Genomic DNA, 21,543 nt, shown 5'->3' on the forward strand with positions numbered 1-21,543 from the left:
CCTGATTTAATCAGGATATAGCCATCTCTCATTGCCAGTTGCCCCTCAAATATTGCGGTGTTAGGGGTGTGACCGATGGCAATGAATACACCATCTACACCCAATTCTTCCAGCTTATCGGTTTTAAGATTGCGAATCAAAGCTCCAGTAACTTTTTTTCCATCGCCCAACACTTCGTCTAGAGTTGAATTCCATATTAATTTAACATTACCAGAATGTGCTTTTTCAAATAATTTGTCTTGCAGTATTTTTTCGGCACGCAAACTGTCTCGTCTGTGAATCAGGGTAACGGAAGATGCCAGGTTCGATAAATAAAGCGCTTCTTCGACTGCAGTATTTCCCCCACCAACAACGCAAACGGATTTATTACGATAAAAAAATCCATCACAAGTAGCGCAGGCCGAGACTCCTTTCCCTTGATAGGCTGCTTCTGAAGGCAAACCTAAATAACGAGCGGAGGCACCAGTCGCTACAATCAACGCATCACAGGTATAAGTTGTGCTATCTCCTTGAAGTGTAAAGGGTGCTTGCGCTAAATCAGCTTTAACAATATGATCGAATATGATTTGCGTATCGAACCGTTCTGCATGTTTTTGCATACGCTCCATAAGGGCGGGGCCTTGCAATCCTTCGATATCACCAGGCCAGTTATCTACATCGGTGGTCGTTGTTAATTGCCCACCAGGTTCCATTCCGGTGAGTAAGACAGGATTCAGATTGGCTCTTGCGGCATAGACTGCGGCAGTGTAGCCTGCTGGGCCTGAACCAAGTATGATTAAGCGGTGATGATTGCTTGTGCTCATTTGTCTCTGTCTTCCTTATTTTTTGTGTTAAGATGACAAATATTATGATAAAAATAAAAACATTAAAATACCTATGGCAAAACTACATCAGGGAAAGCAGGCTGGAATCCCCAAAAAATCCATGCCAATCTTTATAATAAAACGCCTCTGCGAAGGTAGTTTTATATTAATTTTGACAGGAGCTCTTTTTGTCTTCTTGTCTTTACTTACCTACTCAACAAACGATCCCAGTTGGTCGCATGCTTCTCGTTCAGGAGTGCCTGTTTCTAATTCTGGGGGACAAGTTGGGGCCTACATTGCTGATGCGCTTTATTTTGCATTCGGATACCTTGCCTTTTTATTACCCATCGCGTTTGTTTATGTTGCTTGGGCTATCCTGAAAGATTTTCGTTCTTTTAAGGCGTTGGATAAGTCAATATTGGTGTTAAGGGCGATTGGTTTTGTTCTAATGGTGTCTGGGGGCTGTGGTTTGTTAAGTATAAATCACCTCTTTGAAGCGGTGGATACAGTCCATAGTGCAGGAGGCATTATCGGGCAAACGGTTGGAAGTGGCTGGTACCATATGCTAAATCTTGAAGGAGCTACATTACTCCTCCTTGCCATGTTTTTGGTGGGTACTACCTGGTTAACTGGATTGTCTTGGATTAAGGCAATAGAACTCATCGGATACCATACGCTAAATGCTTTTGCGTACCTTGATAGATTTTTAAGAAAGGGGATACAACTTGCTTCCTCGGGTATTGAGAATTATAAATCAAGGCCTCCTTCGCTTAAAGTGGAAGAAGCTCCTAAACCAGGTCAGACTCTTAAATCAGAGAATGAGAGAAAGAAATCTGTACCTAAATTGTTCCAGTCTAGAAAAGAGAAAGATAAAGAGAATGAAAGAGCCATTCCTATTTTAATTACCAATGAAGAAAAGCCTGAAATTATTAAACCAATAAAAGAGCTAAAGGAGATTCGTCCTCCTAAAACAACAACTCCCGGAACACTTCCTAGTCTGACACTGCTGGATAAAGGCCAACCAGGGAAACCATGGGCGGTTATACTCATGAAGAATTGGAGAATCTTTCACGTGACGTCGAGCAACATTTGCTGGATTTTGGTATCCAAGCTGATGTGGTTGCAGTGCACCCCGGGCCAGTAGTTACCCGGTTCGAACTGCAATTAGCAGCAGGAGTGAAAGTCAGTAAATTAACAGCCTTGGCTAAGGATTTAGCACGTTCGTTATCAGTAGTTTCAGTTCGTGTCGTGGAAGTAATACCAGGTAAAACAGTGGTTGGCCTTGAATTACCTAATCACTCTCGTCAAATGGTCAGATTATCCGACGTCTTATCAACTGAGGTATATCAACAAGCACACTCACCTTTGTCTTTGGCTTTGGGAGTGGACATAGGAGGACATCCTATGGTAGTTGATTTGGCAAAAATGCCTCATTTGCTCGTTGCTGGAACTACCGGTTCAGGTAAGTCAGTAGGTATTAATGCTATGATTTTAAGCATTCTATTTAAGGCTACTCCAGAACAAGTTCGTTTAATCATGGTAGATCCTAAAATGTTGGAACTATCAGTGTATGATGGAGTTCCTCATTTGCTTACTCCTGTTGTTACTGATATGAAGGAAGCAGCGAGTGCGCTTCGTTGGTGTGTTGAGGAAATGGAGAGGCGCTATAAACTAATGGCTGCGCTAGGCGTTAGGAATTTGGCTGGATATAATGCCAAAATTGCTGAAGCAGTTGCTGATGGTAAACCATTAGTAAATCCCTTATGGAAACCTGTAGACTCTATGGATGATAAAGCGCCTGAGTTACAAGCATTGCCTTTTGTAGTGGTAGTGATTGATGAACTTGCCGATATGATGATGGTTGTCGGTAAAAAAGTTGAACAGTTGATTGCACGTATTGCACAAAAAGCCAGGGCAGCAGGAATTCATATGATTCTTGCGACACAAAGACCTTCTGTAGACGTATTAACTGGCTTAATAAAATCAAATATCCCCACTCGAATATCATTCCAGGTGTCTTCAAAAATTGATTCCCGAACTATACTTGACCAACAAGGCGCTGAACAATTACTAGGACATGGTGATATGCTGTATTTGGCTCCTGGTAGTGGAGCCCCCTTGCGTGTGCATGGAGCATTTGTTGACGATAAGGAAGTTCATCGTATTGCTGATGATTGGCGCTCAAGAGGGGAGCCTGATTATATTGATGACATCCTTAAAATGGGGAATGAAAGTAGTGAGGGTAGTTTTGATGAGGAAGGTGGGCAATCTGGAGAGGAAGATGATCCCCTTTATGATCAGGCTGTAGAATTTGTGATTCAGACACGTAAGGCTAGTATTTCTGCTGTGCAAAGAAGATTAAAAATTGGTTATAATCGTGCGGCGAGAATGATAGAAGAAATGGAACGAACAGGAATAGTCGGTCCATTGGATGGTGGCTATCGCGATGTATTAGTAACATCTGTAACTGAGGACTGAATATGAACAAATTTTTACTCGTTTTGCTGCTCATTTTTTCTGGTGGAGTATTTAGTCAAACTTCTGCTGAAATATTACAAGGCAAATTGAATTCCATTCAAACGATGACTGCAAATTTTAATCAAATTGTAAAAGCAAAAAATCGTGAGGTGTCACGTTCTTCCGGGACTATGGCTTTACAACGACCAGGAAAATTTCGTTGGCAGACAAAAGATCCTATGGAACAATTAATCGTAGCAGATGGCCGGAAAATGTGGGTCTATGATGTGGATCTGGAGCAAGTGACGGTCAAAAACCAAGAAAAAGGATTGGGTGGGACTGCCGCTTTATTTTTAAGCGGTTATGATGAAACGCTTACTCATGATTTCAATGTAACAGAAAAAAAGAATGGGAACTTGACTATTTTTGATTTGAAATCCAAATCAGCCAAAGAAAATTTTCAAAGAATAAAGCTAATTTTTACTCAGAATTCTTTAATTGGTCTGGAGTTGTATGATCAATTAGGCCAAGTGACTAATGTTAAATTAGTACAAATCAAATCTAATCCTAAGTTGCCTGCTAAGTTGTTTCAGTTCAAACCTCCTAAAGGAGTTGATGTGGTGAGACAATAACATTCGTTTGGAAAACTCTATTGCAAAGAGATCTATCATCATAATTGAATCGATAATGAGCTTATTTAACAAAGATCCGGAACCGCCGTTAGCCGAAATGCTAAGGCCCCAACATATTGATGAAGTAATTGGCCAAACTCATTTGCTTGGAGAAGGGAAAGCGTTGAGACTGTGTTTTCTGAGTTCTAAATTACACTCCATGATCCTCTGGGGGCCTCCAGGGGTTGGCAAAACTACTATTGCAAGATTAACGGCTAAAGCTTTTAATTGCGAATGGATAGCCTTGTCTGCGGTATTTTCGGGAGTTAAAGATATACGAGCTGCAATTGAAAAGGCACAAGAACACCTCATTCATGATAAACAGACTATCTTGTTTATAGATGAAATTCATAGGTTTAATAAAGCTCAGCAGGATGCTTTATTACCTTATACGGAATCAGGATTAATTACTTTTATTGGAGCAACCACTGAAAATCCATCTTTTGAAGTCAATTCCGCGCTATTATCACGCGCTCAAGTTTATGTTTTGCAACCTTTATCAGAACAAGAACTAAAACTATTATTTCAAAGAGCTCAACACAAGGTTTTATCGGCGCTTGAATTTACTGACGAGGCTGTTGAATTTTTAATTTCTTGTGCTGATGGGGATGCTAGGCGATTACTTAATTTGCTGGAACAAGTCAAAACAGCCAGTTCGGCACTCAAAATAACCATTATAAATAAAGAAATGATGCATAATATTATCGTGCAGGGTGGGCGGCGTTTTGATAAAGGTGGAGAAGCATTTTATGATCAAATCTCTGCTTTACATAAATCAGTACGAGGTTCTAATCCTGATGCTGCCTTGTATTGGTTATGTCGAATGTTGGATGGTGGAGTGGATCCTCATTATTTGGCCAGACGTATTATCCGGATGTCATGGGAAGATATTGGCTTGGCAGATCCAAGGGGCATCCAGATTGCCAATGATGCAGCAGAAACTTATGATAGGCTAGGCTCTCCAGAAGGGGAGCTGGCTTTGGCGCAAGCTGTAATTTATCTTGCAACTTCAGCAAAGAGCAATGCTGGTTATGTAGCGTTTAATCAAGCTATGGAATTCGTGAAAAAAGACAAGTCTAGAGAGGTTCCGATTCACTTAAGAAATGCACCTACTCAGTTAATGAAAAAACTTGGATATGGCCATGAATATCGCTATACCCATGATGAACCTTTCGCCTACGCCGCTGGAGAACATTATTTTCCTGAAGGAATGTCTGAGGTGAACTGGTATAAACCAGTACCAAGAGGGTTAGAAACTAAAATTGCCGAAAAACTTGCTTTTCTTCGCCAATTAGATGATGAGGCAAAGAAGTAAACTTATGGGTTTAGGCTTTTATATGGTCTTCCAGTAAGTCTCGCTAACGAATGATGATATTTAAGATCTCATTAAATCTCAGATAAGATCAAAAAAAACACAATGATCACGTTTTATATTCTTCGAGGATATGTCTATTAATTATTTGATTTTAAATGTATTTTAATTTCCCCCCAAACTTTGTTACAGTCACTAATACAATGATGAAAATTAATAATTATGTATTATTCAAATTATCAAACATGTGCTGTCAAACCACAAATAGAGCTTTCTGAATGGGATATTTTATCTAGTTTACCTACAGCGCTAGTTATTTTGAATGCACAAGGTAAAGTGGTTTGGTTGAATCCTACAGCAGAAGCGATGCTTGGTTATGGATTAATTGGTTCTTTGTGGCTAGATGTGATACAAAGAGCATTTGTTCCAAAAGCAGATGATGGGCATGAAGTTTCCTTAGCTGATGGCAGACGAGTGCATGTAGCCATTTCATCCTTAGAAAGTTTACCTGGCATATTGATTACCTTATCTGATATTACAGCAAGCAGGGACTATGAAGAAGCTAAAGAAAATGAAAAGAGATTAGCCTCTATTGGAACGATGACGGCTCAATTAGCTCATCAAATTAGAACACCGTTGTCTTCTGCGATGTTGTATACTGAACATTTGAATAATCTCCCAGATTTAGATCATCGTAGTAAAAACTGGATTCATAGAATACAAGAGTGTCATGCGAGCATTGAGCAGCAAATCCAAGATTTATTGTTATTTGCAAGAGGCGCTTCCATTGAGCCCAAATACGTGGATATGGAATTTTGGTGTTCTCAATTAATACAAAGAGCTCAGCCCTATGTTGAGTCTTATAATGCTGTATTAAATGTAAATAATTATCTAATTACTAGAGAATCCTCTATCCATGGAGAGTCGTTAATTGGAGCAGTATTGAATTTGATAATTAATGGTTTACAGTCTGAAGCAAACAAAGTTGATTTAACTCTTGCATCTCTAGATGATTCAGGTATACAAATAATAGTAGAGGATAATGGAAAGGGAATGCCAGAGGAAGTAAGGGTACAAGCATTTTCGCCATTTTATACAACGAAGGCACAAGGTACAGGCTTAGGACTGGCAGTAGTTTTTGCTGTGGTTAAAGCACATGGTGGTCGAGTGACTCTTGAGTCGACTGAAGGGATAGGAACACAGGTAACTATTTGCTTACCTTGCCTGAACAGAAACGTAGGATAACTTTATAACACAAAGGATTTTCTATGAGCCATGTTTTAATTGTGGAAGATGATTCGGCTTTAAGAGAAGCGCTGGCTGAGACGATGACTATTTCAGGTCATACTTACATTACAGCCAAAGATGGTAAAGAAGCGTTAGCTCTTCTTGAATTACATAATCCAGGCGTTGTGCTTACTGATATTCGAATGGATAAATTAGATGGTAATCAGTTATTAAATGAAATTCAAAAAAAAAGGCCTGGCTTGCCTGTTATTCTTATGACAGCTTATAGTTCAGTTGAGGATGCCGTTACCGCTATTCGGCACGGAGCTGTGGACTATTTACAAAAACCATTTAGTGCACAGCTCTTAATTGAAAAAATAAATCAATATATAAAAAATGATTTACAGGATGATTCTAATGATCCAATAGCCCAAGATCCTAAAAGTCAGGCTTTATTAACAATGGCTTTGAAGGTAGCGCAATCCGATGTTGGAGTTATGATTAGCGGTGAAAGCGGGACAGGAAAAGAGGTATTAGCACATTTCATTCACGACCACTCTAACCGCAGGAAGCAACCTTTTGTAGCAATTAATTGCGCTGCGATTCCGGAGCAAATGTTAGAGGCCACTCTTTTTGGTTATGAAAAAGGTTCTTTTACCGGAGCATACAAATCCACTCCAGGTAAATTTGAGCAAGCACAAGGAGGCACTTTGCTTTTAGACGAAGTCAGTGAAATGCCTTTGAGTTTGCAAGCAAAATTACTGAGAGTCTTACAAGAAAAAGAGGTAGAAAGAATCGGTTCAAACAAGATAATAAGTCTGGATGTTAGAATTATTGCAACAACGAATAGACAGCTAAAGGAAGAAGTTCATGCTGGGCGATTCAGGGAAGATCTCTACTATAGGTTGAATGTTTTTCCTTTGCAATGGCATCCATTAAGAGAAAGGACAAATGACATTATTCCTTTGGCAAACTACTTAATTCGTAAACATTGTCAACATAAGCAACCTGTAGTTCCAGTGATTAGTCCATCGGCCCAAAAGTTAATGCTTTCTTATAATTGGCCAGGTAATGCAAGAGAGCTCGACAATGTTATCCAAAGAGCTCTTGTGCTGCAAACTCAAGGTATTATTGAAGAAGAGCATTTACAGATATCCGCTCCTTCATCAGCCGATACTTTAAATAAAGTTTCTACTATTGGCAGTAAAAACTTACAGATGCACGAATACGAATTGATAGAAAAGACGCTGTCGGAGAATCAAGGCAATAGACAAAAGGTTGCTGCATTATTGGGAGTTAGCGAAAGAACGTTACGCTATAAGCTCGCCAAAATGCGGGAAGAAGGGTATGTTGTGTAGTCAGAAAGCATTTTAGCGCAGTGCTCTGCAGCCCGTTGCAAAAGCAGCTGGACTGGGTTTCCAGAGAGGTGTAAAAGATCCAGGATAATACGTACGACTCGGGTTACCGAGAAATTTGACAGAAATTTGATTTTTATTTGTTCTAACTGATTGTTGTTGATATAATTTGAAACCATATTGTTCTCGAAAAGTAGATCTACAGACTTGGTATAAACAATACTGAGCAGAAATATACAGTGTATTGAACAAAAGGAAAGTGATGAGTATGCGTAAAAGCAATGGTATAGTAATATAAAAAATGACCAATAATAAGCTCTTAGTAAATAAAATTCTTAAAAAAATTGGGATGGTTTTAGCTATCCTGATAATTTTATCGGCTGTTTTTTCTAGTGTATTCCGTTCACTTACTCCTTGGGCTGAGCAATACAAAGGGGAAGTGGAACAGCATTTAACTTCATTACTTGGGCAACCCGTGACTGTTCAAACTATGGAAACGGGGTGGTATTGGTTAGAGCCCGTTGTTAAATTAAAGCACGTAACCATTAAGGACAGCCATAATAATTCAATTTATTTGGATAAATTGGTTGTTGGGATAAATTTATTCAAATCCTTTTGGAGTTGGCGTATCCAGCCCGGTGTGCTTTATATAGATGATGTCAATTTAGTTTTTCGGGAGAAAAATGGTCATTGGAGCATTGATGGAATTTCAGGTAATGCAATTAAAGATACCAATATTGATCCTGACAAAATACAAGAAATATTGAGTTGGATAGCTCAACAAGAAAAATTGATAATAAAACATGTTTCAGCACATTTTCATTTTAGCGATGGCTCATTAATTCCTATTAGCGAACTAGACGTTTCAATAGTAAATAAAGGGGGAAATTATAAAATAAAAGGAGAAGCGAGACTTGAGCAAACCAATACAACCTCCTTTCAATTGCTAGGGAATGTCCAATTTGATCCGGCTAAAATGGAAAATACTAACGGGCACTTTTATTTTTCAGCTAACCACGTTTTACCAGCCCAATGGCAGAGTTTATTACCAAAAACTTTAATTAGACTGGAAGGAGGTAAAGGGGATCTCGCTTTATGGTTTGATTTGGATAGAGGAAAGGTTTCTTCCGTTCAAGCGCAAGTAAAATTCAAGCGTTTGGCTTGGAAATTATTAAACAAAAAAAATAGTGAATTGATTCAGTCATTTTATGCCAATATGGGATGGAAATTGGATAAACTGGGTTGGCAATTCCAGGCAGACCATATAAAGCTAAGGGCGGGAGAGGTTCGTTGGCCAGAGAACCAAATATCAGTTCGTTTTAATAAAGAACAAAATACTTATCAACTCTTTAGTAAACATATTCTTGTAAGATCATTATTATCCGATGCGATTAATTGGCCTTCTACCATTCAAAATATAGTGCAGTTCGAACCACATGGAATATTGCATGATACACAGGTATTAATAAAAGAAAATCAAATTAATTACATTTTGACTGGGTTTGAGCAATTAGGATGGAATGCAAGAGATAATATTCCTGGAGTGGATAATTTATCTGGGGCTTTCAATTGGCAACCGATGGAAGGACGTTTGGAGCTGGATTCTGAAAATACCATTTTATCAGTTAAAGGTTATCCAAACCAAAATTTAACTATTTTAAATGGTGCTTTTGATTGGAAAGAACTAAATGATGGATTACGATTCAGTATTGAACGCATGGTTCTTAGTCAGCCTGAATTAACAATTAGCCTAGAAGGAATTCTTGATCAAGTTACTAAAGGCTCTGTTGGAAATATTCGTCTAGCAGCAGACTTCTCTGGAAAAAATTTACAGAAATGGATGCCTTATTTACCCAAAAATCACATGAAGCCTAAGTTATTTGCCTGGCTAAATAATGATGTAAAACGTCTAGCACAAGCAACTGGCAAGATCACTTTTAATGGTATGGTCAAGGATTTTCCTTTTGATAATGGGAATGGTGAGTTTTCAATAGTGAGCCATGTGGTTGGAGGTAATATATTAATTACTCCAAAATGGCAATTAATTAAAGAGTTAGAAGGCTATATCAAATTAAAAAATAGAAATCTCGATATAGATATTATCAATGGTGATATTCAAGGGGTACCTCTTAAGCAAATGAATTTGCGTATTGATGACATTGGTAAAGATAAAGAAACCTTGCTGATCTCTGGGCTTGTCCATGGTCAAGCACAACGAATGCTGAATTTTATAATGGCCTCGCCCTTACAGGAAAAACTATCGGCTCTAAAAATCCTAGCGATAAAGGGTTTATTATCTTTGAACTTACGATTGGAAATCCCCCTATATCCGGAGAATGATGATGATCTGGCCAGAGGGGAATTAACGTTTAAAAATAATATTGTAACTATAAAGCATCAGATGGGTGATTTTTCCCTACAAAAAGTGAGAGGAAATTTATTTTTTGATGAAAAAGGTATATTAGACAGCTCGCTAAGTGCTACTGCATTTGACTATCCATTAACTATCAAGATTCAATCAGAGCATTCCCCACACTCGTTGACTGCAATAGCCATTGAAGGTGAGTGTACCGTTGAATCCTTAAAAAATAAGTTAAATTTGCCTATTTTCTCAGTGCTTAAGGGCAATATTTTGGCTAGAGCATTGTTAAAAATTACCGATGATCCAAATGATTTGGATAACATGAAATTAAATTCTGATTTGGTAGGAATGGCTGTTAATCTACCTGCTCCACTGGGAAAAACTTATAAAGAAAAAGCCCCTTTACTGGTTAATCTGGATTTCAATCCGAAAAAAGCACTTCGTGTTAGGGTCAATTACAATGGCCGATTGAGTACGGATCTTTTACTGCAAAAGCAAAAAGGAGAGTTTGAGCTTAAGTCTGGCCAAATACAATTAGGTAGTGCACAAGCTATAAATCAAAACTCCCCAGGATTAGGTATTACAGGTACTTTGGATGGTTTTGATTTGCAAGAGTGGAAAGAGGTATTAGCGCGATTTTCCAAGGGAAATACCAAATTCTCTCTATTAAAATTGGTCAATACTGTTAATGTAACAATGAGTAAGCTAACCTTTCTGCATCAGCATTTTGATCATATGTTGGTGTATGCTAAAAAACGTGCTGATAATGATTGGACTGTTATTTTGAAACAGAAGAAAATTGATGCAGATTTAACTTATCATTCGTCAACAAACTCATTAAGTGGTTTTGTAAGGTATTTGCACTTATCGGAGATGAAGCCATCGGAAATAGGGAGAGATTCTCCTTCCAAAGCAACGCCGGATCAAATTCCCAATCTGAATTTAAGGATTGACAATTTTTCAATTGGGAAAATTCAAATTGGGAATATTACTCTGAAGAGTCATTCTACTCCTACACGATGGCAGCTTGATTACGGGAGAGTAGACTCTCCCTATTACCAGGCAAATTTTGAAGGAGAGTGGCTGCAAAATGGAAAAGTTAATCAGACAAAAATGCAGACAAAAATGTATCTAAAAGATTTAGCTAAAAGTCTTGAACGTTGGAAGCTTAATCCTGCGGTAGATGCTGGAAAAGGGTATATAGAATTTCGAGGGGGCTGGCAAGGCACTTTGTATGATTTTTCTCTGAGTAAATTGAATGGTTCATTGTATTTGCAACTGAACAATGGCCGAATTACTGATCTTAGCCCAGAAACTGAAGAAAAATTGGGTATAGGCAAGTTATTAAGTATCTTGAGCCTACAAACTATTCCAAGACGATTAAAATTGGACTTTAGTGATCTATCTCAGGATGGCTATAGTTTTGATATATTTAAAGGCAATTTTAATGTCAATAATGGCATTATGAGTACTAATAATAGTTATATTGATGGACCAGTCGCGTATGCCAGTATGAAAGGTGATTTAGATCTGAGAAGGCGCTTATATGATTTAAATTTAAGCATTTCTCCTCATATTACGGCTAGCCTACCTGTAGTAGCTACCATAGCCGGTGGCCCTATCGCTGGCCTCGCCGCATGGATTGCAAATAAAATCATTAATCAAAGTATGCAGAAAATTACTGGGTATAGCTATAAAGTTTCTGGCCCTTGGAGTCAGCCCATTGTCCAGCAACTAAGCATAGTGAAAAAAAAGCTTCAATGAGAGAGTTAAGGTGTTGATAGGAAACAAGGATAATCAAGATCTGGGAGCATAATTAAAAACAATTATGGATACTTTAAAACTATTATTTTCTTATTATTGGCGTCTCAGTTTATTAAAGGAAACACCAGAAAACTCTCCTTATTCAATTTCCTTACTGGTATTGGCTGCCATCCTATTTGTTATTATTCTGATAATTCAATGGAGTCTTGCAGAGCTCGATTTTTCTCATGACTGGTTGCTCAGTTTAATGATGGCTGTTAGTTTGAATTTGTCTTTTATTTTATACACCTATTGGATTCTAAGATTTAGAAATTTTACAGCGCGATTTGTACAAACAGTAACATGCTTGTTTATTGTTTATATTATTATCCATGTGTTAGCAACGCCATTATTTTTGATAGATCCTTATTTATCTGCTGTGAGTATTAAAAAACCCATATTTTTATTGATCGCTATGATATATTTATTTATTACATTGGGTCTTTCTATTTGGCAATTTATAATTACGGCACATATTTATAGATTTGCTCTTGATACTACACCGGTAAAATCAGTTTTGGCGGCTTTTGGTTTGGTGGCAGTTAATATTTTAACTATTTCTTTTTGGCGATGACATAATGACACATTTGCATATATTAGGATTAAGTGGAACCTTTATGAGCGCTCTGGCTTTACTTGCTCGAGATGCAGGGTACAAAGTGACAGGTAGTGATGCTAATTGTTACCCACCCGTAAGTGATTTACTTGCCACAAAAGGTATACCCTGGACAGAGGGATATGATGATTCAACATTGGCATTACAAGCGGATTTAGTTATTGTTGGCAATGCGATTAAAAGAGGGATGCCAGTCTTGGAAGCAGTGATGGAATCTGGAAAACCTTATACTTCAGGCCCTCAATGGCTTTCTGAAAATATTCTATCAAAATATCAGGTCATTGCTGTCGCCGGAACTCATGGTAAAACTACAACAACTTCAATGATTGCCTGGATTTTAGATCAGGCTGGAGTAAACCCGGGTTTTCTGATCGGAGGTGTGTCCAGTGATTTCAATACCAGCGCTCACCTTGGCAAGGGAAAGTGGTTTGTAATAGAGGCTGATGAATATGACAGTGCCTTTTTTGATAAGCGCCCTAAATTTATGCATTATCGCCCAAATATTGCCGTATTAAATAATTTGGAATTTGATCATGCTGATATTTACCCAGATTTGGCTGCTATCCAGCAACAATTTCATTACTTGCTAAGAACGATCCCTAAAAATGGTATCGCGATAAAACCCCGAGATGATAAAGCTCTCAATGAAGTGCTTTCGCGAGGAAAATATTCGCGTATTGAAGAATTGGCATTGTCTGGAGATGCTCAATGGGTAGCTGAGTTGCTTGATGACAGTGGTTCTGCATTCAAAGTATTACAGAATGGGGAAACAGTTGCTCAAGTTTCCTGGCCTTTAATTGGTCGATTTAATGTAGAAAATGGTTTGGCTGCTATAGCTGCTAGTTTTAATGCGGGGGTTGATCCTAAAGTAGCAGCGGAAGCATTGCAACGATTTACTCCGGTCAAACGGCGACTTGAAGTGCGATCCAACCGACATGGGATAACAATCTACGACGACTTTGCCCATCATCCAACAGCAATTACTAAAACTATTGATGCATTAAAAAGAAGCAAAAGACATCAACGTATTTTCGCGGTTATGGAGTTTGCTTCCTACACGATGAGAACAGGAGTTCATGCTGGAGAGATGGCTCACGCTCTTGTTCCTGTGGATGGTGCCTACGTCCTAGAGCCTCAGGATTTTAATCTTGAGGATTCGGTACGAGCTTGGACGTGTCCATATAAAATCTGTAAGAATAATGAAGAAATAATCAAGGAAGTTGCAAATACCGTAAGAGATGGTGATGCTGTGTTAGTTATGAGCAACAGAGGATTTAATGGCATTCATCAACAATTAATTGATTCTATCGACAAACTTTTTATGTAAATATCTACTTTTTGTTATTCATTACTTGGTAAACAGGGGCCAACATGACCTAGCCTAGATTTTGTTGAGTTCTTGGTTACTAATTTATGGAAAACAATTTATTTTAATTGACGATTTGAAATATTTGTTGGCAAATAGTTAAATTAGTAGTTGCAATATTACTGGGAGGTTGATATAAAAATTAATTAAGACTTGATCACTAGAGGTGTATTATTCGCTGCAGTTCTTGCGGGTAGGCACTTGCGGGAGAGGAGCTATGCTAGAGTTTTCCGAATTTCAGCAAAATGCATTGAAATTAACAGATCGGTTAAGAAAACGTTGTGCTCCCTCTGTAGGCTGCTGTAGTTTTTTTTCTGTGTTTGTTTCTAATAGTGCTGCCATAGAAGATGCGTATACCATTAAATTGGTTGCCGATAGTTTGAATAATGAAAATGATAAGAAATTGCTAAATTATCTCAGGAGCACTGCAAAGTATCCTATTGTCACTCATAAAGACGTTAAAGAATTTAAAGAAAAAGTGCTTGCGGGGATATATTTAATGGTATGGTCTCATTATCATTCTACTGTCTCCAATTTTATGAATAGATCTATGATAGAGTTGATTCAAAGAGACTTACAAATAAATTCCCCTCGAGATATGAAAGACACATTATTTGATTCAAGTCTTGCAGCCTTAAGTCAATATTGCTCTTTCGCTTATCAGAATCGAAATGAGCGAATCTACGCCAATCTAATGCAACGCTTGGGTAAAACAATACAAGCTGATATTCATACGGTACGTTTTTCAAGAGAAAACCATGAAACCTCGTTCTACGATGTTTGTAAAGAGATTATGTGCACTTTAGGATTACATAATAGGTTTAGATAGGAGACATTATGACTTTTACTCCGCCTGCATTCGCAATAGTAAGTGTCAACACTCGTAATCTGGAAACTGAGTTCTCTTCTTTATTAGGAAGGTATAAGATTTTAACGGATATTCCTAAAGAATGGTCAAACAATGAAATCATACAGCAGACTCTTGAAACCCTGCTGAATAGAACTCATAACGTTGAAACTTGCCCAACAGCTAGAAGCCCCGCTAAGGAGGCACTTAAAAAACTATGCAATGAGGTGCGGAACATTGCTAAGGAAAATAATGAAGAAAAAAGTAAGCAAGCTATTTTATTTTTGTTAGGAGGGCTACTGCATCGATATTTCAGAATAATTAAGGAGTATAGAAGGTCTCTTACAGCGCTTTATTCGACAGATCCCAAAAACTGCCGATTATTTCAAGCAATCAGATTAGCTTTAGGCTTACCTCAGGAAATGGAGGAAGGTTATACGGATAGAGACTTGAAAATCCTTGACGCTACAACGATTATAACTGCTTTGGAAACATTTCGTGATAACATGCTTCTCGAAATTGAGGGCGAAGATAAAAGGAAAAGGCCCCGTTATAAAACATATCCTCATTTCTCAGATGATAAGACCCATTTTGTTACTTATTTGCAAGATATTATTGATGAGCGGAAAATACTTGGCGCGCCAATATTAAAACAATTCAAAGCGATAGCTTTTATGCAATCTTTAATTAAACCAATTGAAGAGGAGCATAAGCAACTTGAAGAGGCATTAGTTTTATTAGGAGAGCAGCTGCTTAGAAGTTACCCTGATTTTAACAGTTTGAATATAGATTTATTAGAGGAGCAGGTCATAGCTCATATTAAATCTGAAATCTTACGGGAAAAAATTCTGGATTTGTTATATACACCCTATATTCAAGAAAACTTGAAAAAAATGAATCATCAATTATTTATAAAGGAAATGAAAAACTGTAATTCTAGCATTGCGAGTTATAGAGTTTGCGGTGGATATAGTCTGTTATTACAAAATACAAATGTTAAGGAGCAATTAAGGTTTTGCATACACCAAGTTATGGGTATATCAAAAAATCCTGATGAATTAACTGATAAAGATATGCTTGATGGCATTAGATTTCTCAAAAAATATTTCGAAGACAATCCTCAAATTGAACTAAATTATGACTTTTTTGGTGGAAAAGAACTTATGAAGACGTCAATTCTCCAAACGGAATTAGCTTTGGTTAAAAAAATTCAGGTACAAAAAAAGGCTCAAGAACAACAGTCAGAGAATAGTGCCAGTTCTTTGGTGGTTTGATGGGATTCAGAGAACCTCAAGCAATTGTAATAATGAGGTAATAGGGTCTGTTGGCAGTTCGCCTGTTTCCTACGCACCAAGCGAATTGCCAACAGAGACCCTAGTGAGAACTTGGCATTTTACGCATTCCAGAAATCTGCTTCTAATTTTTCATCACTTCTATTTTTTTAAAGCTCTCTGTTTCTTGCGCTTCCAATAATTCTCTATGGGAGTTTTCTAAGGGAAAAAAGCTAAAAGGGGATTGAAGTGCTTCTGCATGATTTCTTAAATTATTTTCTTGTACATGTTGGGATGATGAAGCCCGCGTACATACAATAGTCTCCTCTGGTTTGCTAGGTGGAGTGCAGATATCTTCTAATACTTTTTGTTTTCTCACTTGGTTTTTTTGCTCTAAGTTCAAACCACTTCTTCGTGGAATTGTATCAGCCCACTCTTTAGTCAATACTAATTGATCACTTTCATATGCTTTTACTGTGGCGTTTAATTGAAATTCCGCTTTGTTTGAAGTCATACTAGAGTTTATTTCAGTGCGGGTTTTCCATTCGCCACGGCCAATGTGAATGATAGTTTCAATGTCAATCTTAGCAGAGAGTGGATCGTCGTCGTGAATTGAAAAGGTTTCTTTTTGAACATAATCAATATCAAGCCCATTATCTTCAATAATATAATGCCCTGAATCTTCAACAACGGAATAGCGTACCAAACCATTTAAGTCACGGGTAATATGACGAGTACCCGAAGAGGGTCTGATATAAGTTAACTTAAGTGGCGCGGCATTTTCAGGTTCATCAAAGGGGGATAAATGATTATCTTCTTCTTTTGGAAGACGAGTAGGGAGTATAAGCCGGCTAGCTCCTTCAAATACAGTTAAACTCACTTTTTCAGAGGATGGCCATACTAAGGGCCAATAAGTAGTAGATAATGCGATTCGAAGCTTGTTACCAGGAGAAAAAGAATGAGCAGTATTCTTCAATGGAATTCTAATGGACATGCGTTCATTAGGGACAACAGGTACTGAAATCTCATGTCCATAACGATGGCATAGGTTTAACAATCCGTAAGAAATTCGAGTTGAAGATCCATCCGGAAATACTTCGTTCAAACGAACAGCGATGAATGCATTAGGTTTATCAACAGCCACATCCAATTCGACTACAGGAGAACCTAAAATTTCTATTCGTTCCAATAGAGGTTCCATGTCAAAACAAATGGATCGCCCGTCATCGATTCGTTGGTCAACAGGTTTTTCGGTCCCATTCCATAGTTACACCATGCACCAGCTGCTTCACCTACTGATTGAGGCGATATTTGTGTTTTTGATTTTTCTTCCTGGAGTGGTGTATCCCAATGACCATCACTACGTAAAAAGAAAGTTTTATTTTCAACATTTTCACTTGGGCAAGAGTTTTCAGCAATCCAACGACCAGGTCGATTTTCATAATAAGGTTTCGGCAATACAGACTCTTGCATCCAGACTCTATACATTGGTTCATCCATAATGTGGGTTTCAATACCCTTCAACCAATAATCGAACCAGCGAAGGGCTTCTTGCAAAAATCCAATTTGTGGCCCGGGTTTAGCAAAATGAGGATATTTATGGGCCCAAGGGCCAATTAATCCTTTACGTGGGCAGCGTAAATTGGATAGCATTCGTGGGATTGTACTGGTATACCCATCAGCAAATCCACCAACAAGATAGGTCGGACAAGTAATATCTTCCCAGTTTTCACTAATTGAACCATGCTTCCAATAATCATCTTTTTCTGAGTGTTGTGTCCAAATTGAGGCTAAAAGAGGCTGTTCTTGAATCCTATTTAACCAAAGATCTCGGCTTTTGTTCTCTCCGATTAACTGTGGATCTGGGCTGCGCGACATCATGGCTAGCATGGTTGATGACCATTGGAAATTATCTGTTAACAAGCAACCGCCCATATAATGAATGTCGTCATTGTATCTGTCATCTGTAGAGCAAAGAGAGATGATGGCTTTTAATTCAGGGGGTCTCCGAGCGGCTACTTGTAAGCTGTTAAATCCTCCCCATGAAATGCCCATCATCCCTACTTTTCCATTGCACCAGGGTTGTTTGGCAATCCAGCTAATAACTTCAATACAGTCTAACTGCTCTCTTTCTAGATATTCATCCATCAATAAACCATCTGATTCACCAGAGCCACGCATATCTACTCGTATACAAGCATACCCATGAGCAGCAAGATAAGGATGAGTGAGTTGATCGCGAATAGCAGTTCCATCTCGTTTTCGATAAGGCAAATATTCAAGAATTGCTGGTACTTTTTGATCTGGTTCACTCGGTGTAATTAACGGTAACCAAAACTTTGCTGCGAGCTGACAACCATCCGACAAAGTAATGAATTTATTTTCTATTACTTCAATTTGTTGCATGTTTTCCTCCTTGGTGTTTTTCTTCTGATGGTACTATAAGTAACAGAGGTTTTATTGCAATTTTTCTTCTTTATGCCGGTAGTCAGAGGAACAGTCATTTTATGGAGCTGCATTCTATACTATTCATATTGTATTAGTAGGTGTATTTGCCCGAACAGATATTGTCGGTAGAAGAAGGTGGAGTAAAGAAAAAGCACAGCTCTCCAGTCATCGAGTATGAATAGATCAATCAAGTTTCCTGCTAGCTGTTCATCTGGATGCGCGCTTTTGGCAGTCGCACCCAGAGTGCTGTTGTAGGTGATGGCATTCGCCAAGCCTACTTTATCTAAGTGCTCATGAACAATAGAAAATAAGCTTTGACTCATCCTCACACATCAATTCAGCCACGCGCACAAGTAGCTTCTGATGTGTGGATTAGGTGTGTTGACACACCTAATCATTGGGTCGAAAATTCCAACGTTCCATTCTTATAAGATACAATAATCGTTTCTCCGGATTTGAATTTTCCAGTCAGTAAGGATTGGGCTAAAGGATTTTCCAGCTTTTGCTGAATAGTTCGTTTTAGTGGCCGCGCACCGTAGACAGGGTCGAAACCAGCTTCCGCCAAGTGGGTTAAAGCTTCCTTAGTGACTTCAAGGTTGATATTCTGCTGTTTTAAACGATGGTGCAAATAGTTGATTTGGATAGCAGCTATTTTTGCAATTTGTTCTTTAGTCAAGGAATGGAATACTACTGATTCATCGATTCTATTGATGAATTCAGGTCTAAAATGTTGACTTACCAGCTCCATAACAGCTGCTTTTATTTGCTCGTAGTCAAACTTGCTGCTCATTTCCTGAATCAATTGAGAGCCTAGATTAGAAGTCATGACGATGACTGTATTTCTGAAATCAACTGTACGTCCTTGACCATCGGTCAAACGACCGTCATCCATCACTTGAAGCAGAATGTTGAATACATCAGAATGGGCTTTTTCTACTTCATCAAGTAAGATTACGGAATATGGCCTACGCCTCACTGCTTCAGTCAAATAGCCTCCTTCTTCATAACCTACATAACCAGGAGGTGCCCCGATTAAGCGTGCTACAGAATGCTTTTCCATAAATTCTGACATATCAATTCGAACCATTGCATCCTCAGTATCAAAGAGGAAGGAAGCGAGAGCCTTGCACAATTCAGTTTTTCCTACTCCAGTTGGGCCAAGGAACAGAAAAGAGCCAATAGGGCGATTCGGATCGGATAGCCCTGCTCGAGATCGTCTGATGGCATTGGAAACGGCATCTACTGCTTCATTCTGACCTATTAATCTGCTGTGTAATGCTTCTTCCATTTTCAACAGTTTCTCTTTTTCACCTTCCATCATTTTTGATACAGGAATTCCTGTCCATTTTGAAACAACTTCTGCGATTTCATCCTCAGTCACTTTATTGCGGACCAATTTGGTTTCCTTAGTATCAACTGAAGCAACCTGGCTTAATCTTTTTTCCAGTTCTGGTATACGCCCGTATTGTAATTCGGACATACGGCTTAAATCGCCAGCTCTTCTTGCGGTTTCCATTTCCAGCTTGGCTTGCTCTAAAGCCTCTTTTATTTGTGTGGAACCCTGCATGGCTGCTTTCTCAGCCTTCCATATTTCCTCCAAATCGGAATAGCTTTTTTCCAATTCATCAATACTTTTTTGTAAGTCAACCAGTCTTTTCTTAGAGGCTTCGTCATTTTCCTTTTTCAATGCTTCACGTTCTATTTTCAACTGAATCAAACGCCGATCCAATTTATCCATGCTTTCTGGCTTAGAATCAATTTCCATACGGATTAAGCTGGCTGCTTCATCGATTAAGTCAATGGCTTTATCCGGCAGCTGACGGTCGCTGATATAGCGATGTGACAATGTTGCTGCCGCCACTAATGCTGGGTCCGTAATTTCAACACCGTGATGCACTTCATATCGTTCTTTTAGACCACGGAGAATAGCAATTGTGTCTTCAACGCTGGGTTCATCGACTAATACTTTTTGAAAACGTCTTTCAAGGGCTGCGTCTTTTTCAATATATTGCCTGTATTCATCTAGAGTGGTGGCTCCTATGCAATGCAGTTCTCCTCGTGCTAATGCTGGTTTAAGCATGTTTCCCGCATCCATGGCTCCTTCCGCTTTACCAGCTCCTACCATGGTGTGTAATTCATCTATAAATAAAATGATTTGACCCTCTTGTTTTGCCAAATCGTTAAGAACTCCCTTTAAACGTTCTTCAAACTCTCCCCGGTATTTTGCTCCAGCAATCAGAGCTCCCATGTCAAGAGCAAGCAGACGCTTGTTTTTTAAGCCTTCGGGGACTTCACTATTGATAATTCGTTGTGCCAGGCCCTCTACAATGGCTGTTTTACCAACTCCAGGCTCCCCTATTAATACGGGATTATTTTTTGTTCTTCTTTGCAAAACCTGGATAGTACGTCGAATTTCATCATCTCTACCAATGACCGGGTCCAGTTTTCCTTGCTCAGCACGTTCGGTCAAATCCAGAGTATATTTTTCAAGGGCTTGTCTTTGTTCTTCTGCATTAGGATCAGTGACTGATTCTCCTCCACGTAATTCGTCGATTGTTTTTTCAATCGCCTTCATATCACTCCCAGCTTGCTTCAATATTCTCGCAAGACTGCCATCTTCACTTATTGCCGCTAAAATAAAAAGTTCGCTGGAAATAAAATTATCTTTTCTTTGTTGTGACAATTTATCAGTCAAATTAAGTAAGCGATTTAACGCATTAGAGATATGAATATCCCCCCCTGTGCCTGAGACTTTAGGTAGTTTATCCAAAGCTTGATCGATTAAAGTTCTCAATAATGGTATATTAACGCCAGCTTTGCTAAGAAGAGGCCTACAGCTTCCGCCTTGTTGATCGAGTAAGGATTTCATTAGATGTTCAGGTTCTATAAATCCGTTATCTCTGCCTATAGCTAGGGATTGAGCATCTGCGAGAGCCATTTGAAACTTTGACGTCAGTTTGTCCATTCTCATAGGAACACCTTTTTAGTTATTTTAGGGTATTAAT

General features: G+C 38.6%; 13 protein-coding genes and 1 pseudogene. 10 read left to right on the forward strand and 4 right to left on the reverse strand.

Features of this window, described 5'->3' with window-relative positions; genetic code table 11:
• Positions 1 to 803 (reverse strand): NAD(P)/FAD-dependent oxidoreductase (locus OK13_RS03160; protein WP_035887597.1); only part of this gene is annotated, 803 nt, incomplete at its 3' end.
• A 73-nt stretch (positions 804 to 876) separates the two neighbouring features.
• On the opposite strand from OK13_RS03160, the pseudogene OK13_RS13835 reads away from it, so the two are divergent.
• The 10 genes and pseudogenes from OK13_RS13835 to OK13_RS03215 all read left to right on the forward strand — a co-directional run bounded on the left by OK13_RS13835 (position 877) and on the right by OK13_RS03215 (position 16,093).
• Positions 877 to 3,281, forward strand: a pseudogene (locus tag OK13_RS13835) (DNA translocase FtsK).
• A 2-nt stretch (positions 3,282 to 3,283) separates the two neighbouring features.
• Entirely contained in the window at positions 3,284 to 3,892 is a 609-nt protein-coding gene (lolA, locus tag OK13_RS03175) for an outer membrane lipoprotein periplasmic chaperone LolA (protein ID WP_035887602.1), read from the forward strand.
• A 55-nt stretch (positions 3,893 to 3,947) separates the two neighbouring features.
• Positions 3,948 to 5,246: a replication-associated recombination protein A gene (locus tag OK13_RS03180; protein ID WP_035887605.1), complete on the forward strand. Its 1,299-nt coding sequence runs from the start codon at positions 3,948 to 3,950 to the stop codon at positions 5,244 to 5,246.
• A gap of 219 nt (positions 5,247 to 5,465) precedes the next feature.
• Positions 5,466 to 6,488, forward strand: a complete 1,023-nt coding sequence (locus OK13_RS03185) for a sensor histidine kinase (RefSeq protein ID WP_035887607.1) — start codon at positions 5,466 to 5,468, stop codon at positions 6,486 to 6,488.
• Between the two features lie 23 nt (positions 6,489 to 6,511).
• Positions 6,512 to 7,828, forward strand: coding sequence for a sigma-54-dependent transcriptional regulator (locus OK13_RS03190; RefSeq protein WP_035887609.1), 1,317 nt, complete (start codon positions 6,512 to 6,514; stop codon positions 7,826 to 7,828).
• A gap of 298 nt (positions 7,829 to 8,126) precedes the next feature.
• Complete coding sequence (locus OK13_RS03195; RefSeq protein WP_035887611.1) at positions 8,127 to 11,951, forward strand: YhdP family protein; 3,825 nt, start codon at positions 8,127 to 8,129, stop codon at positions 11,949 to 11,951.
• A gap of 64 nt (positions 11,952 to 12,015) precedes the next feature.
• On the forward strand, positions 12,016 to 12,564 hold the full coding sequence (locus OK13_RS03200; protein ID WP_035887613.1) for a hypothetical protein: 549 nt from the start codon (positions 12,016 to 12,018) through the stop codon (positions 12,562 to 12,564).
• A gap of 1 nt (position 12,565) precedes the next feature.
• Positions 12,566 to 13,933, forward strand: a complete 1,368-nt coding sequence (mpl, locus tag OK13_RS03205) for a UDP-N-acetylmuramate:L-alanyl-gamma-D-glutamyl-meso-diaminopimelate ligase (protein WP_152571561.1) — start codon at positions 12,566 to 12,568, stop codon at positions 13,931 to 13,933.
• 256 nt (positions 13,934 to 14,189) lie between these two features.
• On the forward strand, positions 14,190 to 14,801 hold the full coding sequence (locus OK13_RS03210; protein WP_035887615.1) for a hypothetical protein: 612 nt from the start codon (positions 14,190 to 14,192) through the stop codon (positions 14,799 to 14,801).
• Between the two features lie 8 nt (positions 14,802 to 14,809).
• Positions 14,810 to 16,093 (forward strand): hypothetical protein, encoded by a 1,284-nt coding sequence (locus OK13_RS03215; RefSeq protein WP_035887617.1) that lies wholly within the window; start codon positions 14,810 to 14,812, stop codon positions 16,091 to 16,093.
• 142 nt (positions 16,094 to 16,235) lie between these two features.
• Here the strand turns inward: OK13_RS03215 and OK13_RS14835 are convergent, their stop codons facing one another.
• From OK13_RS14835 to clpB, 3 genes are all read right to left on the reverse strand, one after another.
• The gene (locus OK13_RS14835) at positions 16,236 to 17,279 is read right to left on the reverse strand and encodes a CocE/NonD family hydrolase C-terminal non-catalytic domain-containing protein (protein ID WP_241480385.1); all 1,044 of its coding nucleotides are present in this window, start codon (positions 17,277 to 17,279) and stop codon (positions 16,236 to 16,238) included.
• The gene (locus OK13_RS14840) at positions 17,267 to 18,496 is read right to left on the reverse strand and encodes a CocE/NonD family hydrolase (protein ID WP_206538884.1); all 1,230 of its coding nucleotides are present in this window, start codon (positions 18,494 to 18,496) and stop codon (positions 17,267 to 17,269) included. The genes OK13_RS14835 and OK13_RS14840 overlap by 13 nt, the downstream gene beginning before the upstream one ends.
• Before the next feature lie 436 nt (positions 18,497 to 18,932).
• A complete protein-coding gene (clpB, locus tag OK13_RS03230; RefSeq protein ID WP_035887620.1) occupies positions 18,933 to 21,509 on the reverse strand; it encodes an ATP-dependent chaperone ClpB in 2,577 nt (858 codons plus the stop codon).
• Positions 21,510 to 21,543: the final 34 nt, after the last annotated feature.

The sequence above is a fragment of the Legionella norrlandica genome, assembly GCF_000770585.1.
Classification (GTDB): Bacteria; Pseudomonadota; Gammaproteobacteria; order Legionellales; family Legionellaceae; genus Legionella; species Legionella norrlandica.